This window comes from Lederbergia sp. B243.17 (genome assembly GCF_057657925.1).
In genome coordinates this window covers 17,817-35,410 of record NZ_JBWBKF010000078.1, presented here as the reverse complement: position 1 = coordinate 35,410, position 17,594 = coordinate 17,817, and the positions used below count along the sequence as shown (strand labels likewise).

The window sequence follows — 17,594 nt, the reverse complement described above, 5'->3', positions numbered from 1 at the left end:
TGCCGCTCCTTTCCCAATAAGCCAAACTCAATAAATCGGAAGCACGTGGAAAAATACATTTGGTGAAGCCATGCGATAATAATAACTGCACCATCCGAGACCTGTGGAGTCCTCGATTCCCGGCGTAAAATACAGGCGTTCCTGTTCAAGTTCATCTATCTCTTCAATCCGTCCTTCAACATAATCCCGGATTCTCTCTTGAGCCGTGTCAAGCCGGTTTACGAGACCTCCGTAGCGGATGTCAATCACTTCCCAGCCGAATGGCTTATTGATTCGGAACCATTGATTTCTATGTGCATCACGCAGCGCCTTTACCCTTTTCGATATTTCCGGCAAATCTTTATCTGCAAGCTCAAGCAGCTTCTCCTTATCACCGGCGTCGTACTCCTGTTTCAATTTAAGGCCGATCTCCGCTTTTAAGGACAAGACGGCTGCCAATCTTTCAGGCACATCAAAAATAAAATCCAGTTCAGCCTCAGGGTTTCTAATTGACCGGATTTTCTCTTCCAAGCCGGCATAGTAAGCATCTACTTTCAGCCCATGAATATGCTTATCAAACAGACCGAGCAGCGGATCTTGCCAAAGAAGGAATTTGGAAGGATTCGTCTGCTCCTTATTGCCTTGTTCCACTCCCGGAGGTGTATCCAGTTCATTCAGCAGCAAGAAAGTCTGTTCGTCGATTCCTGTGCAAAACTTCACCCGTCTTTTCAACTTCTCTGGACTTACTTCCCTAGCATAGGTATGCTCGGCATATAGTTGGAGACCCAATAGTGCAGAGTAAAAATTGTTCTCGTAGCCGTCATCCCCCCACAATGTAACAAATACATCTTGGACTCCTTCTTCCTTGCACGCGGTCAAAGCGGCTTTGCTTGCAGCCAATGAAAGTCCGTAATTGGTCGCAAATGTATTCCACACCCAGATTCCGCCGGCAAAAGCAGGCGTACGGCCGAAGGCTTTATGCTTTTTTAAAATACTAGTATAGTGATCTTTATCTGATGAATTATATTGCCAATACATCAGATGAACATTTTTCGGTGTCTTGTCGATAATATGCTGTGGAATTTCCGTCTCCTTGCTGTACCGGTCTCCCGTATCAGAGGCAAGCTTGAGGAACATATCGCTCCACATCATCGCTTCGAGTCCCTTATCTTCACAAATATCCAGCACTTTTTGCAAATGCGTTGCCATCAGGTCAAACCGCGGTTTATACCCGTTTTTGTTCAAGAAAATGCCCCTGCCCACTTCCTCCGCTTCATCCATGCCAATGTGGATTTTTTTGCTTCGGAAAGGTTCGGAAGCAGCTTGGATCATATTGTTTAAAAATGTATATGTATCTTCACTTTCTAAAAGCAGAGCACCCCTCGTATCTTTATAGCGTGCTGCTGCACTCCATTTCAAAAATTCTTCCAAATGGGCAAGTGTCTGAATGCACGGAATCAGTTCAATCCCGAAAAGATCGGCATAATCATCCAAAGCCTTTAATTCCTCTTGACTATACCTTCCCCGCATATAGCCAAAATAGGGCTCGCCGTTCACTTCATACGTATCTTCCATATAGAGCATGGAGGCATTGAAACCCATCAGCGCTAACCTGCGGATGATATCCCGGAATGCCGGCAGCTTTGTAACTGCGTTCCTCGATAGATCAAACATTGGCCCGACAGTAGAAAACTGCGGTGATTCCGTCAGTTCAAATTCTTCTTCTCCGGCCTGCAGCTTCTCCGCCAAAAGGCCAAGCCCTCGGTAAAACTGAACTTTCTCCCCATAAGCGATCCTTGCTTTTCCATCCTTGTAAACAACATGGATTCCGTTTTCAGTCTGCCTGTCGACTTCTACGGGGATTCCGCTCTCAGAGATGGAGAAACCCGCCGTTTCGCGGAGTTCCTCTATCCCTTGTTTCAACTCGGTAATATTGCCTGTCAAATGAAGATTCAATTCAAAGTCCCCCTTATTCATAGTGTTAACCCTTTACTGATCCTGCAGTTGCGCCTTTTTCAAACGTATTTTGTGCCAACAGATAAAAGATCACAATTGGGATGACCGTCATTGTAATAGCTGCAGTCATCAGTCCATAATCCGTTCCATACTGAGAGCTCACCTGAGAGAGAAGCACGACAATTGGCCGTACGCTTTCATGCTCAACAAACACAAGAGAACTGAACAGATCATTATAGGACCATAGGAAAACGAACGTTGCTACCGTTCCGAATGCCGGTAAAGAGATCGGTAAAAATACCTTCGCAAACATTTTCCACCGGTTGCAGCCATCGATAACAGAAGCCTCTTCCAGCTCTCTCGGTATTGTGGCCATGTAGCCGCTGATTACCAAAATGGCAAATGGCAAATTACCGGCAGTTTGCGGGATGATCAGCCCCAGGTAGGTGTTGACCAAATCCAACTCGATCATCATTCTGTACACAGGCACGACGGTGGCAAATGCAGGGATCAGCAATGAAGCGATCAATGCGGTTTGCAGGAATGCCCTAAGTTTGAAGGTCATTCTGGCCATAACAAAAGCGGCCAGTCCCCCAAAGAAAAGAACAAGCAGCACGACTGATCCTGATATGATCAGGCTATTTAAATAGCTTTTTCCGATGTTGATTCTATCGAAGGCATTGATGTAGTTTTGAAATGTCGGGTCTGTCGGAATGCTAAACGTATTCGTGATAATATCGCGGGAAGGCTTGAACGAGTTCATAACCACCCATAAAAACGGAAAGATCGTGGAAACTGCCCAGATTGATAGAATGATATAAACGAATAACTTTCCGATTTTTGATTTAATCAAATACTTGGATTGAAACTTCTCCCAATACGTAAGTCTTTGTTGCCCTGATTCCATAGTGCTCACCACTCTTTAGCGTTAGTATGTGATTTCTTCCGATTTCAATAGTTTATTCGTCAAGAAAGCGAGGAGCAGGCCAATCACTACCATTAAAACTGCAAGTGTAGCTCCATAGCCAACGTTCGCATCGACGAATGCTTTTTGGTACATATAGGTTCCGAGCACTTCTGACGATCTGGCTGGTCCGCCCCTTGTAATGATGTAGACGAGCTCGAAAATTTTCAATGCCCCTGTTATTGCGAGGATTAGACAGGTTTTGATATCCCCGACAATTAGAGGAATTGTGATCCGGGTAAGTTTTTGAAAACCTGTGACACCTTCCAAATCCGCCGCTTCATAGAAGTCTTTCGGTATTTTACCAATCGCTGTCAGGAAAATAACGAAATAGAAGCCGACGTAACTCCAGATCGTCGGAATGGCAACCATATATAAGGAAGACTGCTCTGTCAACCATAGCACCCGCTCAAATCCGAAACGGACCAAGAGCTCATTCAACAAGCCATTTCTATAGTTGTAAATCAGTGTAAACAACAGACCGATTGCAGCTCCCGAAATAACGACTGGAAAGAAAAAAGATGTCCTAAAGAAACGGGCACCATGCTTAATGGAATCGACCATGACAGCCAATACAAGTGCGATTCCAACTTGAAATATTGCTACGTATAGCATGAGTTCAAGCGAGTTTAATGTTGCGCCCCTGGCAATTACGTCTGTGAAGAGTCTCTTATAATTATCCAGTCCCACAAATGTGGAATTGAAGAAACCGTCCGTTTTATAAAAACTCTGAAAGATGTTTTCAAAAAAAGGATAATATAAAAAGATCCCTGTGACCAAAACGGCCGGAGCCAAGAACAAAGTGATGATCAGTTTATCGCCTTTCATAGGAAGCTCCTTTTCTTACAGCTTATTAAGAGCTTGCATTGCCAGTCGGCAATGCAAGCTTCTCATTTTTCCGTCATTCCATCGCTGCTGCTTCTTCAAGAACCTGCTTTCCGTTCTTAGAACCGCTTACAATTTCAGGAACACTCGTTCTAATATGTGTAAATGCCTCTGGAGTGATGCGGTCATTGATCGGCAACTCCACTGCTGGTGCATCTGCAACCAACTTGTGCCCTGCCGCGATGTTCGGATCGACATCTTCCAATTCACCTTTAGCCGGGATCTGGCCTGTAGCCGCTGCCAGACGGAGAAGGTTTTTCTCTGAAGTCAAGAAGTTGAATAGTTTTACAGTTGCATCGCGTTTCTTCTCATCTTCGTATGCCTTTGTGCTGATAAACCAGCCTTGGGATGCCCCTCCGACCAATTCACCTGTTTCTCCGCCGTTCTTGTTCGGCATTGGTAAAACAGTTACATTATCAGCAATTCCCGCTTCCTTAATGCTGCCCCATGCCCATGAACCTTCAATCAGCATGGCAGCTTGCTCTTGCTGGAACAGATTCGCAGCCATTGAAAGGTCAATTGTTGCAGCATCTTTTGGGAACGCTCCCATTTCAGCGTGCTTAGCAATCAGATCCAATCCTTCTGCCCATGCCTGGTTCTGATCTTTCAATTCAGCACGGTAGTTCTTCATGCCTCCTGCAGCCAAAGCGTAATGCTCAACAACATAGTAGGAATCCTCAGTGGATGCCGCAAGTGGAATGATATCCGTTTTGGCAAACTCCTCAATTGCCTTTTCATACAGCTCCCATGTAGTAGGCAGCTCGATGTTGTTTTCCTCGAACAATTTCTTGTTTACAAAGATCGCTTCATAGAATCCAGTTTGTGGGGCAGCATAAATCTTTCCGTCTGCATTTCGCTGTTGTTCAAGCATAGAATTGTAGCCTGACAGGTCAACGCCTTCTGCATTCTCCAAGTCTATGACTTTACCTTCTTTAATGATGCCTTCTGCGTCTACCGTGTTGAAGTAGAACATTAGCTCCGGTTCATTATCAGACGAGAAATCTGTGTTGATTTTAGTCCTGATTGTTCCTGCATCGGCAGATTGGGACTCATTTGTTATTTTGACGCTTTTGTTTTCATCCTGGAACTCTTTCAGCAGTTCCTCGAATACTTCACCGGCAGGGTCTGTTCCGGCCATCGTTGTAACGACCTTAATATTAACCGTATCTTTCTTGTCCCCTTTTCCTCCCGAATCGCCGCCGCTTGATTCCTTTCCACCGCATGCTGCGATGACGAGTGTAAGGCTCAAAAATAGCGACAACAAACCAAACTTCCTTTTCATCTTGCTTCCCCCTCTTTTTTCAAAAAGTGATTGTACAGTTGTCTATACATACAATAGCGTACCGCCCACAAAAAAGTCAACTACTTATCGAAATATTTTGTCAAACTTCAAATCTACGAATAATGGTTTCCAGTCTGTTCGCAAACTCGTTTAATTGCTTCGCGCTTCCTTCCAGATTTTCCATCGTTGATTCGGTCTGTTGGATGATCCGGGATGATTCCTCTACACTTGTTGCAGACTGATGTGAAATGGAAGAAATGTTTTCAATCGCATAACGCATCGTTTTTGACTCCTGGCTTATATCGTCAATAGATGAGATGACTTTTTCGACTCTGCTCCGCATCTCTGTGAAGGTGAAATGGATGCCATCAAATGCTGTACCAGTGGTGATGACTTGGTCCGTTCCCATCTGGACTTGTCCATAGCTCTCCTTCAGTGATGCCGTCACCTCAGAAGCATCATGCTGTATGCTCTCTATGATTCTTTTAATATCGTGGACAGATTCTGTCACCCTTTGTGCAAGCTTTCCAACTTCAGCTGCCACAACAGCAAACCCTTTTCCCGAGTCTCCTGCTCTTGCCGCTTCGATTGCGGCATTTAACGAAAGCAAATTGGTTTGACTTGCGATCTCTTGGATAATCGCAGTCAAACTCGTAATCTTCTTCGTTTGCTCATTAAAATGCTCCACTTTTCCGACTGCACTGGAAACGGACTCGTTGATCTGTTTCATTTGTTCCACAGATTCTTCCATATACTGATGGCCTTTATTCGTTAAATTCATTACCTCGTCAGAAATGCGATTGATAGCCGCACCCTCGCCGTTTGTTATTTCAACCTTCTCATTCAGCTGATTCATAAAGGTTCGCAGATTGTCCGCCGAAGATACCTGTGACTCTGATCCAAGTGATAGCTGATTCAATACAACCGCCATATGGTCAGTATCTGTTTTTACGGTTTCAGCTGTTTCGGTTAAGGATTGGCTGCTCGTATGGACGATATCAGAGACAGAGGCAATTTCGAGAATAGCCGATCGGATGCTTTCTCTCATGGACGCTATCGATTCCTGTGCGGCGCTGATTTCATCCTTTCCATAAACCAGCCCCTCTTCTTTCCTAAGCTTGCCTTTCGCAATTTCCCTTGCCGTCGCCGTCACCTTGCCCAATGTCATTTTGATATTTTTGCTCAATATAAATGTGATTAAGATACTGATGGCAATCGAAATGATCAGGAAGATCACAATTATATTTATGCTTTGGTTCAGGCTTTTCTTGGCGCTTTCCATAATTTTGCTGTTTTTTTGTTCAATCAGTTTATTCATCTGGTCCGAAGAAACAACCGCACTTGTCGTGATATTATTGATTTTAGCCAAGCTCCGGTTGGCGCTTTGGATCTCTTTTGCTTCTACCGCAGGCAAAATTTCTGTTGTAAAGACGAGATCCATCCTTTCGTTATAGTACAGCAACGAATCGTAAAGCGTTTTCATTGTTTTGTCACCGGATATGATCGCCTCAACCTCTTTGGCTCTGATTGCGAAAAGCTCGTTTAACTTATCATATTCTTTCTTTGCCGCCTTTTGATTTTGTAAAATCAAATTGGCAGCCTCCATGTCCTTTGAGCGGAATAAATTCGTCATATCAGCAATACGTTGGGCCTTTTCCCTCTCAGACGACATCTCACTCAAATTGCCCTTGATCTGGGATGCCTGTTGATAGACGACTCCAATAGAAACCGCAAAAATTAAAATGATAATCGCAAAAGCAAGGCCGATTTTATAAGTAATTCCTACATTGTTCAGCTTGCTGAACAACATCCATCTACTTCTCTTGCCTTGTACCCTCGATCGTCCTTCTTTTCCCTCCTGAATTTTTTTCCGGGATCGAAGCCATCCCATAATTTTCACTCCTTCATCGTTTGATAGGTGAAAAATGATCCTGCTCATTTTTCTCCTTCCTTTGCTGTTGGGCAGAAGGCACCAGATCTTATTTACCATATTAGCACGCAATCCAACAAAATTGTATATATTTTTCAGAATTGAGCTTTTCTTCATTCTCTATGAGCCAATCATAGATTAATTGGCGATGTTGTCCCAAAAATCGTGGGCAGGTTTTTTTTCCTTTACCGAACTAGATTTTCTATACTTAATAATTTGGCACCCGAACTTTTTGACCACCAGTTGCCTGATTATACCTTTGAGATGCTGAGCAAGGGAATCACTTGCGGTCAATGCTTCTCTCTGGCGACCATTCTAGAGAATCGAACCATCCGCTGTAAAAGCTGCCATGGCTTTGAGCGTACAACGTCCGCTGTAGAAAGGAGCATCACGGAGTTCCGCCAGCTCTTCCCTGGGAAAAAGCTGACGACCGGTAAAATATTTGAGTGGTGTGGGGAAATGATAGCAAAAAGAATTGTCGCCAGGGTACTCGGGCGGCACTTCACAGCTGTCGGGACTGGCAAAAGCGCCTACTACATTGATAGAAACAGGTAGGGATCCACTCCCGCTCCCCCGCAAGCAACTAAAAGCATTTTTAGAGCAGAAAAGGATGCTCCTGTATCTGCACGACTCTTTGGCACCAGAACTTTTCTAATTTACATTTCTTCCGGTGCCTATCCACCCCTTTCGCACCTGAAACTTTCTCTTACAGCCTTCTTCCGGTGTCTATCGCCTCTTCACACCGGAAGAATAGAATTTTGCTCTTTTCACGTATCTAAGCATCTCCACGAAAACAGATTGGAAAAAATGCAGTACCCGTATTTAGGGAGGAATGAAGAGGCTGCGAACACGTCATATCCCCCAGTTACAAGGTCCCTTCTTTTCCCGTCGAAACTCTTTTATACTGTAGTTATGAGAATTATCGAGCGAGGAAAGAGGGGGATATAGGTTGAGGTTGGCGCATTTATTCATTCCGATTTTAAGCTGCGCGCTTTTAATCGGATGCCAGGCAAATCAGGATAAAGAATTACCTGCAGGCAAACCGATCAACACAGAGAAAGCGGACAAACCGAAAAAAACAGAATCCGCAGAGACCTCGTATAGTATAGTCGGGGAAGAAATAGAGCAAGAACCAGGAGGACTGCTTTTCAAAAAACACCTTGATGGCAAGGAACTCGCCGGAAAAGAAGAATATGAAACGGCGGCGGATGAGGCAGTGAATGAATACGTGAACAATATAGAGGCGAAGGATGCATCCGATTGGGATGCCGAAAGATGGGCAAGATCTCTCGTTACCAACTTGCGGTCGGACCATAGCGCCACAATTCAGCCGATTAAAGACTTCAGTGTCCTGTACGACAAGCTGAAGCTTCCGGACGGGCGTCTTTTGCAGGATGTTACAGAGGAAGAGCTAAATGAAAAGGCATACCCAGTCAATGTAGCGATTTTGCTGGATGCGAGCGGCAGCATGAAGGCAGATGTAGCTGGCGGCAATAAAATGGAGCTCGCGAAGTCTAGCTTAAAGAGATTCTCTGAAAGCCTGCCTGAAAATGTCCATGTTTCTTTATCTGTATTCGGGCATAAAGGAACAGGCTCTGATGCGGATAAAGGACTTTCATGCAGCAGTATTGAAACCGTATATCCTTTAAAATCATACAATCAAGACGAGTTTTCCTCCGCCATGAACCAGTTTCAAGCGAGCGGTTGGACCCCGCTTGCTGCAGCGATTCAAAAGGCTGAAAAAGATCTTACAACAACGGCTGAAAAAACGAAAAAAACATTTATCTACATCATCAGCGACGGAATTGAGACTTGTGACGGGAACCCGGTTGAAGCGGCAAAAAGCGCAAAAAAGTCTGTCACCGGACTCCAAATCAATATTATTGGATTTGATGTTGATGACGAAGCGAATCGCCAATTAAAGGAAGTGGCTAAGGAAGGCGGCGGAGAGTATTCTACTGCCCAAAGTAAGCAGCAGCTCGATGAATTGATCACGAAAACTTGGAGAGAAAACATCGGGGAGGTTACATGGATGTTCTGGGGTGTCCATAACCACAATGATATCAACTGGGCTTCTGTTGCGATGTCGAATAAGTTGAGGGATCTTCAAAATAATGAGATTACTGCAAGGAACAGGGAAAGTGAGCGAATGAACGCTGCCCTGAATCAGCTCTCTGAAGCAGGAATAATAGAGAATGAAGTAAAGACCAAAGTCCGTGATCTATTGTTCGAGAGGACAAATGCGATCAAAACATATGCTGATCAGCTCGTCAGCAAGAAGCATGAGGAAATCTTTGAAACGGCCGATCAATTAAGAGATATCATTGACAAAACAATGAGCGATCAAGCACAGTAAAAGGTCCGGATACAGGAAGTTTATCCTTCCTGTATCCGGACTCTGTCTTTGCTGAAAATGCTCTGTTAGCCTTGGATAATCCTCGAACTAACAAATATATTTTAATCAAAAGATCAATCAACCTGAACCTCTTCAACCGTCTGTTCAACCTCTTTACGAGTCATTTTCTCGCGTCCTTCTTTTAGTGCATTCAGCGTTTTATAGGCTAAAGCGAGCGGCAGGCGGCAGAAAAGCAGGATGCTTTTCTTTTTAAGCGACTTCATGTATTCATCAGCTTTGGCTAAGTTCTCCTCTGCGTAAGCGAAGAGTTCTTCTCGTCCCCAGCCATCGGGTATAAAGCTCACACCGCGTTCGACGAGATCTTCCGTCTGATTGCGCAAAATATTGACAGCCTGAAGACCGCGCCCGTAGCCAATCGCCAGTTCTCGGTCAGTCTTCTCTTCACCATATAGCTCCCAAAGATCTGAAAGCAAGACGCCAACCAATCCAGCTACATAATAAGTGTAGTCATCCAAATCTTCACGCGTATGAATTACCCAATTATCTTTCGCCCATTTCGCCATGCCGAATGCCATTTCACTGGCAGCGTCTGTTATGATCGGCAGCGCTTCTTCCGGACATGCCTGCAGCCATTCCTCCAGACGGAGAGTGACTTCTGGAAGCTGGATCTTCGTCCGCCCTAGTATCCTTGCATACTCTTCATTATTAAACGGCTGCTTAAACAGTTCGCTGATTTCCATTAATATGGAGTATTTCTCCTCATTGGCTAGTTCTTCATGGTCTTCAATCTCATCAATTGCACGAAATACCAAATAAGCGGAGGCAACCGAATGCTTTAGCTCCTTTTGCAGAAAAGTGATCGGGATATAAAATGTACGGCTCGTTTCTTTCAGCATGCGCATAGCGTCTTTAGGAAACCCACTCATTCTTCTTCCTTGCCTCCCTATTTAAATCTGATTCTATTCATTCATATTAATTCCATTTTACTACGATTCAGAGGTACGTACTATGTGGAAAGCAACAATTTAGCAAAACGGTCTATAAACAATCCGCCCGTTCACTCCATCATACCATATCTCCTAATTCCTGCTCGTACACCGGGCTTCTGTTTGTCCTCTTCTTTACTGCCAAATCGCTAATAATATGCCATTTCCGCCCGCCCATCCCTCACCTCTCCGTGCCCTATAAGAAAAAAAGATTGGGCATGCTAGGACTGATTTCACAAATATTTATCTCCTTATTCTTTCGCCAAATCGTTTGGCAGAAAATTATCCTTTACGAATTTGGTTAGATGACAAAAAACGATTGATAACGCATTGGACCGTGAATACTCCTTGAAGTCACTGAATTGCTGGACTCTGCGCCTGCATCACCCAACTTTCTTTTTACCCACTTAGGCGGATTTTTCTTTTATAAAAACAATAGCAGCCCCTCTCTAGTCCTGGTAACAGATGTATATTCATAGCGTTACCTACATATAGATAAGCGGGGGTAAATAGTTAATTAAAGGATGGGTGATACGATGGACAAGAAGCCGCCAAAAAACGACAGGCCCGTTAGTCAAAATGCCAAGCAAGATCAATTAGATCAATACCGTGTCCGAGACACTGGCAATCCTCTGACAACCCAAGAAGGTCGAAAAATATCAAACGACTCGGAAACATTAAAAGCCGGCGTGCGGGGGCCCTCCCTGCATGAGGATTATTGGTTTTTAGAGAAAATGTCTCATTTCAATCATGAAGAGATCCCGGAAAGGGTTGTACATGCCAGGGGATACGGGGCGTATGGAGAATTTGAGTGTTACCAATCGATGCAGCATGTGACGGAAGCTGGATTTTTACAGGAGGCCGGTAAAAAAACCCCCTTGATCGTCCGCTTCTCAACCGTACAAGGACCGAAAGGATCCTACGATACAGCAAGGGATTTGCGCTGTAAGGGTGTAAAATTCTATACGGAAGAAGGCAATTATGACCTTACGACCATTGCCATGCCGGTACTGATTATTCAAGACCCGATGAAGTTTCCCGATTCGATGCATGCGTACCAAAATAAGCAGGATGATGGCATCCCTACGGCGACCGGTGCCCATGACCGGTTCTGGGATTTTGTCGCCAGCAACCCCGAATCCCTTCATATGGTCACATGGATCATGTCTGACAGAGGAATCGTCAAAAATTATCGCATGATGGAATCATGGTCCATCAATACGTACCTTTTTGTGAATGCACAAGGAGTAGCGACGTTCGTCAGGTTTGTTTGGAAACCTCTCCTGGGCGCCCACTCTTTGCTTCAGGATGAGGCACTGAAAATCGGCGGAATTGATCCGGATTACCATCGCCGTGATCTGCGCGAGGCGATAGATTATGGCGCTTATCCTGAATATGAACTGGGCGTCCAGCTGATTCCACTGGAGGATGAATTCAAATTTGAATTTGATGTCCTCGACCCGGCAAAGTTTTGGCCGGAAGAGATTGTCCCTGTCCAAATCATCGGCAAGATGACATTAAATAGAAATGTTGATAATTATTTTGCGGAATTGGAACAGGTGGCATTCAACCCGGCAAACGTTGTTCCGGGGATCGGGTTCTCTAATGACCCCGTCCTGCAGGGAAGACTGCTCGCATACAGGGACACCCAGCAACATCGTCTTGGCAGCGCCAACTATGTCGATTTGCCGGTCAACCGTCCGATTTGCCCGTTCCATAACAATACCCGCCGAGGCTTTATGAGAGAGCGGATTGATGTGGATCAAGTGAACTATCGTAACAATTCTCTCGCAAACAATACACCTTACACAACGCCTCCTGCAGAGGGCGGCTATGTACACTACCCGAAGAAAGTGGAAGGCCATGTTATCCGGGGAAGAAGCAAGTCCTTTGATGACTTCTTCTCACAGCCGAGAATCTTTTGGAACAGCTTGACCCCTGTTGAAAAGCAACACACAATCGAAGCATTCAGCTACCAGCTCGGAAAAGTGAAAAGCAAACTCGTACGTCAGATGAATATCGACTTATTGGTAAATGTCGACCGGGATCTTGCGTGTACTGTTGCCGATAACATCGGTATCGAGCGGCCCACCGGAAACCATGTCCCCGTTTCAGCCAGCTATGCTTCATTGAGCCAGGCAAGCACACCTAAATATGCAGCTACCCAAAAGGTGGGCGTACTGATCGGCAATGGCTTTAATGGAACTGAGGTTGCTAATATACTTAACCATTTGCAGCAGAGCGGCGTTTTTGTCGTAATTGTAAGTGAAAGGCTTGGCATCGTGACCGGGTCTGATGGTACGACGCTGACAGTTGACCAAACATTCCTTACTGCGAGTCCATATCTCTTTGACTCACTTTATGTGGTCGGAGGTACGTTCCATAATAAAGATAGAGCGAATGCGGACATGACAGAATATGTCCATGTCGCCTATAAGCATTTCAAACCGATTGGCGTCGCTCCAACCGGAAAGTCTTTTATTATTGCTTCTGATAAAAACAATCTGGCCGGCGTCATCTTTGCCGAGAACAACCCGAATTTCGGTGCTGATTTCCTTTCCGCTATCGCGCAGCAGCGTTTCTGGGATCGAACATAGGACAATTTGTAGGGAAATAACAATGGTTATTTCCCTATGTCCTGTTAGAGGAGGGAAAATGGTTGGATGAAAATTGTATAAAAAAAGATTTATATGAACAGGGCCTGCCAGTCATTGAGGCGGATATTCCGTACGTACAGAGCATCCTGTTTACAGTTCAGTCGGCACAAGCCTCGCTTAAAAGATTTCCTGGCCTATTCGAAAAAGTGCCCATCACCATTTTTGATGAAAGGGTGAGGCTATGGCGGAACTCTCCTTTCTGACAGCTGCCGAACTTGCCCCCTTGCTTAAATCGAGGAAATTGTCCCCAGTCGAGTTGACGAAACACTATCTCCAGCGCATCGACACAATCGATCCTACCATCAATTCCTATATCACCCCTCTTCATGAACATGCAATCTCACAAGCAACAGTTGCGGAAAAAGACATCATGGCCGGCCGGTACAGAGGACCCCTGCATGGAATCCCGATTGGTATAAAGGACAACTATTTCACAAAGGGCATTCGGACGACCGCAGGCTCGAAGCTTTTTGCAAATTTCGTTCCCGGCAAATCATCGACTGCCGCAAAAAAATTATTGGCAGCAGGGGTTATCATGCTAGGCAAGCTCAACCTGCATGAGCTTGCCCTTGGTTCAACGGGAACGAACCCGTTTTTTGGCGATACACGAAATCCTTGGAACACACGCTATATGCCAGGCGGCTCAAGCAGCGGAAGCGGCGCTTCCCTGGCTGCTGGGCTCACTGTGCTGGCGACCGGGACGGACACTTTCGGTTCAATCCGCCTGCCTGCAGCAATGTGCGGTGTCTATGGTTTAAAACCGACTAACGGGCTCGTTAGCACTTATGGAATTTTCCCTTCAGCCTGGTCCATGGATACTGCCGGACCCATGGCGCGGTCAGTTGCCGATCTTGCCAGTATGCTTACCATCATGGCCGGTTTTGACCCAAAAGACCCGGCAAGTCTCCCTATTACCGTTCCTAATTACAGCAAAAGTCTGGGCAAAGGGATGAGAGGAATAAAAGTCGGAATCCCACAGTACTACCTTGAAGGTTTGGATAAGGATGTAGAGAAACTATTTGCAAATGCGATTGCCAATATGGGGCGTTTAGGAGCAGAGGTAAAAGAAATCAGCATACCTGAATTGTCGATGACCACTTTTTCAGGCTATGCGACTGTCGGAGGAGAATCATCCGCCTTCCATTATGATTGGCTGCAGGAGAAACCGGAGGAGTATGGTGCAGATATTCGTATTTCCCTTTTGGCCGGTGCTTTGACAAAGGCACCGCAATATGTCAAAGCTCAGCAAGCCCGCCGGAAAATGTCGGAAGCCGTTCGTAATGCCTTTACAGGTGTCGATATCATTCTCGCACCTGCCATTCCGTTCACCACTCCGGCATTCGCCCGGGCTTGGGTCGGTCAAAACCTTGAAGTCGTTAGGAGAAGCTTGCCATTTACCTCCCCTGTCAACTTGACCGGCATACCGAGCCTAACTGTACCGATGGGTTTGTGCTCAAACGGACTTCCTGTCGGCATGCAGCTGATCGGCAATCACCTTTCAGAAAAACTGTTGCTTCAGGCCGGCTATGCATGGGAAAGCATAAAACCGCTCAGTATCCGGATTGTGGATTGACGACTCAAAACCGAACTAGCTTTCTTTCAAACTACAAAGCCCGCTTACCGATGTTCTCAAGCGGGCTTTGATTCTTCTTAATCATGCTTTGTCCAGGCTTATCCATAAAGATGGAAGAGACTGTAACAGTAAACAGTTTTCACCGCTCACTGGACAGCCCGCTTTAGGTAAAATCAGTTTTTCTCTGTTAATGCTTGGTGTGCCAGCAGAAGGGAACCGGTGATTCCCGCGTCATCTCCGAGGCCCGGACTCACAATATATTCTGGGAGATCCGGCAAAGTAACATAGCCATTCAACAGCTCGGGCAAATGCTTATAAATGCTGGCGAAGACCTGCTTCTGGTTCATGACGCCGCCGCCAAGGATAATTTTTTTCGGAGAAATGATCAAGATGTACTGCATGAGTGCCTGGGCAATATAATAGCCTTCCATCTCCCACACTTCCTGCCGGTCCACTAAATCAAATCCTTTTGCTCCCCACCGTTCTTCAATCGCGGGACCTGCCGCCAGTCCTTCCAAGCAGTCTCCATGATAAGGGCATTTCCCTTGATATTCATCCTGAGGATGCCTCCTCACAAGGATGTGGCCCATTTCCGGATGTGACAGGCCTTGCAGCAGATTTCCCTGTACAACCGCCCCTGCTCCGACACCAGTTCCCACTGTAATGTACAAACAGCTGTCCAGCCCTTTCGCTGCGCCGTGGACGGATTCTCCTAAGGCAGCCGCGTTCACATCGGTATTGAAACCGATCGGCACCTGAAAAGCGTCCTTCATCGCTTGGACAAACGGATAATCCTTCCATGGCAGTTTCGGTGTGGACGTGATGTTTCCATAGGTCGGACTTTCGTGATTCACATCAATGGGGCCAAATGAACCGATTCCAATCGCATCCAGCTCATGCTGTTTAAAAAAAGCGATAACCTCTGCCATCGTCTCTTCCGGCACCGTAGTTGGAATCTTGATCCGGTCTTTAATACGGCCTTTTTCGTCCCCTACCGCACAAACGAACTTTGTTCCTCCAGCTTCAATTGCGCCTAACATACCAATCCCCTCCGTATCGTCTTAACGCCCCATTCGAAACACAGACAAAAAGCCAAGTGAAAGAGCTTTATGATGTTCAACATCAACAGGCCCTAATCACTCGGCGTCTATGAACCTAACGGGACCTCTTTGTCTTATTCATGTGAAACAATCAATTCAGCCTTGCCTTCTAATGAAAATTGGCGAATCCCATGAGGAAGGATCAAGTTGGTTCCTTTGGCGATGTCGAACTTGTTTCCGTCGGTTGTGAGAACAGCTTTCCCCTCCAGCACACTTACTTGCAAGAAGTTGCTCTCCATTTTGCAATCGGCATGACCATTCAATTCCCAGTGGATAACGGTAAAATACTGCTCTTCCACCAATTTCTTTTCAATAAGGCCGCCATTCACCTTTTCAGCCTGTTCCACTTTTGCATCCTGATGAGGAACCGTTGACACTTGCTTTGATCTTTCAAGATGCAGCTCGCGTTTCTCACCGGCATCGTTTACCCGGTCGTAATCATAAACACGGTAGGTAATATCTGAACTTTGTTGTGTTTCAAGGATGACAATCCCTTTCCCGATTGCGTGGATGGTACCGCTTGGCACATAGACAAAGTCACCGGCCTTCACCTCCACACGGCGGAGAAGCTTGTCCCACTCGCCTTGATCAATCATCTCTGCCAATTGATCCTTTGTCTCGGCGTAATGGCCCAGCACAAGCTCTGCCCCTTCTTCCGCGCTGACTACATACCAGCACTCAGTCTTGCCATATGGAACACCTTCCACTTCCCTGGCAAAATGGTCATCCGGATGGACCTGGACGGATAGATCATCGGCAGCATCCAAAATTTTTACGAGCAATGGATATTCCCCTTGCTCATTGGACCGCTTATTAAACAGTTCTTTATGATCATTCCAGGCATCAGCTAATGTTTTTCCCTTCAGCGGGCCATTTGTGATAGTGCTTGGGCCGTGAGGATGGGCTGAAATTACCCATGCTTCGCCAGTCTTGTCATTCGGAATCTGATAATCAAACTCTGTTCTAAGCTTTTGCCCTCCCCAAATTCTTTCTTGGAAAACAGGCTGCAAAAAAATTGGTTCGTTGTTATACATAATTACCCTCCAACACGTAAGAATTGCATGAAACTTCTTTTAGCGATTTACCGTCACCGTCGTAAAAACAAACTTATCATAGTGGTGGCGCGAGAAAGAATATTCAAATGGGATACCCGTAATTAAAAAGGCTACTTGTTCCACTTCCAATATTGGATCATCTGCTTTACACCCTAAATATTTCTGATCAAGCTCGTTCGACTTGGAAGCTCTGATTTTACGATGTGCACCACCCATTTTAAGCTCGAGATTTTCTTTTATATGCTTGTAAATGGATGTTTGCAGTACCTGCTCATTAATGCCTGGAATCAAGTTGGCAGGCATGTATGTTTCTTCAATAACATACGGCTCCTTATTTACTATCCGCAGCCGGATGATATGATACACAGGGGTATCCAGGTCGATCCTGAGCTGCTTTGCAACCGCCTCTGACGGAAATTGAATCTCAAATGTGATGACTTTGCTCGTTATTTCTTGCCCTTTTGCTAAATTGGATAACCCGATATTTTCCTCACTGATAATATTTACTTTATCATCATCCATCGGAGGTTTAATAATAAACGTGCCATGCCCCCTCTTCCGGTAGAGCAAACCTTCCATTACGAGTATATCTAAAGCCCTTTTCAATGTCACACGGCTGCATTCAAATTCCTTCGCAAGGGTGTACTCATCAGGAATGGGTTGATCCTGTGGATAGTAATCACTTTTCACTCTTTGTCTCATTTCGTTCGATATTACTTCATACTTATTCATTAAAAACACCTTCCCCATCATTTGAGCAATCCTTTTACAATCGGAAACGAGTCTGTCGGCATTTTACAACAAGAAGGCTCTTATCCCCATTATAAAGTTTATTTATAAAAACACCATACAAATCTTAGTCTTCCTTTTC

Annotated in this window: 13 protein-coding genes; 4 read left to right on the top strand and 9 right to left on the bottom strand. The window is 45.3% G+C overall.

The window, feature by feature from the left end:
* Nucleotides 1-27: 27 nt before the first annotated feature.
* From AC0TWI_RS14855 to AC0TWI_RS14835, 5 genes are all read right to left on the bottom strand, one after another.
* A complete protein-coding gene (locus tag AC0TWI_RS14855; protein WP_488127119.1) occupies nucleotides 28-1,935 on the bottom strand; it encodes a family 20 glycosylhydrolase in 1,908 nt (635 codons plus the stop codon).
* 25 nt (nucleotides 1,936-1,960) lie between these two features.
* Nucleotides 1,961-2,842 (bottom strand): carbohydrate ABC transporter permease, encoded by an 882-nt coding sequence (locus AC0TWI_RS14850; RefSeq protein WP_488127118.1) that lies wholly within the window; start codon nucleotides 2,840-2,842, stop codon nucleotides 1,961-1,963.
* 21 nt (nucleotides 2,843-2,863) lie between these two features.
* Nucleotides 2,864-3,727, bottom strand: a complete 864-nt coding sequence (locus AC0TWI_RS14845; protein ID WP_488127117.1) for a carbohydrate ABC transporter permease — start codon at nucleotides 3,725-3,727, stop codon at nucleotides 2,864-2,866.
* A 73-nt stretch (nucleotides 3,728-3,800) separates the two neighbouring features.
* Nucleotides 3,801-5,066 (bottom strand): ABC transporter substrate-binding protein, encoded by a 1,266-nt coding sequence (locus tag AC0TWI_RS14840; RefSeq protein WP_488127116.1) that lies wholly within the window; start codon nucleotides 5,064-5,066, stop codon nucleotides 3,801-3,803.
* 100 nt (nucleotides 5,067-5,166) lie between these two features.
* Complete coding sequence (locus tag AC0TWI_RS14835; protein WP_488127115.1) at nucleotides 5,167-7,005, bottom strand: methyl-accepting chemotaxis protein; 1,839 nt, start codon at nucleotides 7,003-7,005, stop codon at nucleotides 5,167-5,169.
* Nucleotides 7,006-7,945: 940 nt separating this feature from the next.
* Between AC0TWI_RS14835 and AC0TWI_RS14830 the strand changes: the two genes are divergently transcribed.
* Nucleotides 7,946-9,352, top strand: a complete 1,407-nt coding sequence (locus tag AC0TWI_RS14830; RefSeq protein WP_488127114.1) for a vWA domain-containing protein — start codon at nucleotides 7,946-7,948, stop codon at nucleotides 9,350-9,352.
* A gap of 113 nt (nucleotides 9,353-9,465) precedes the next feature.
* Here AC0TWI_RS14830 and AC0TWI_RS14825 read toward each other — a convergent pair whose 3' ends face one another.
* A complete protein-coding gene (locus tag AC0TWI_RS14825; RefSeq protein WP_488127113.1) occupies nucleotides 9,466-10,278 on the bottom strand; it encodes a squalene/phytoene synthase family protein in 813 nt (270 codons plus the stop codon).
* 596 nt (nucleotides 10,279-10,874) lie between these two features.
* On the opposite strand from AC0TWI_RS14825, the gene AC0TWI_RS14820 reads away from it, so the two are divergent.
* The 3 genes from AC0TWI_RS14820 (at nucleotide 10,875) to AC0TWI_RS14810 (ending at nucleotide 14,568) form a co-directional block, all read left to right on the top strand.
* Nucleotides 10,875-12,935 (top strand): catalase, encoded by a 2,061-nt coding sequence (locus tag AC0TWI_RS14820; protein WP_488127112.1) that lies wholly within the window; start codon nucleotides 10,875-10,877, stop codon nucleotides 12,933-12,935.
* A gap of 62 nt (nucleotides 12,936-12,997) precedes the next feature.
* A complete protein-coding gene (locus AC0TWI_RS14815; RefSeq protein WP_488127111.1) occupies nucleotides 12,998-13,198 on the top strand; it encodes a hypothetical protein in 201 nt (66 codons plus the stop codon).
* The gene (locus tag AC0TWI_RS14810) at nucleotides 13,177-14,568 is read left to right on the top strand and encodes an amidase (protein WP_488127110.1); all 1,392 of its coding nucleotides are present in this window, start codon (nucleotides 13,177-13,179) and stop codon (nucleotides 14,566-14,568) included. Before AC0TWI_RS14815 ends, AC0TWI_RS14810 begins: the two co-directional genes overlap by 22 nt.
* A 173-nt stretch (nucleotides 14,569-14,741) precedes the next feature.
* On the opposite strand, the gene AC0TWI_RS14805 is transcribed toward AC0TWI_RS14810, so the two are convergent.
* The 3 genes from AC0TWI_RS14805 to AC0TWI_RS14795 form a co-directional block, all read right to left on the bottom strand.
* Entirely contained in the window at nucleotides 14,742-15,608 is an 867-nt protein-coding gene (locus tag AC0TWI_RS14805) for an ROK family protein (protein WP_488127109.1), read from the bottom strand.
* Between the two features lie 134 nt (nucleotides 15,609-15,742).
* Complete coding sequence (gene manA, locus AC0TWI_RS14800; protein ID WP_488127108.1) at nucleotides 15,743-16,702, bottom strand: mannose-6-phosphate isomerase, class I; 960 nt, start codon at nucleotides 16,700-16,702, stop codon at nucleotides 15,743-15,745.
* Nucleotides 16,703-16,741: 39 nt separating this feature from the next.
* Nucleotides 16,742-17,455 (bottom strand): GntR family transcriptional regulator, encoded by a 714-nt coding sequence (locus AC0TWI_RS14795; protein ID WP_488127107.1) that lies wholly within the window; start codon nucleotides 17,453-17,455, stop codon nucleotides 16,742-16,744.
* Nucleotides 17,456-17,594 lie beyond the last annotated feature (139 nt).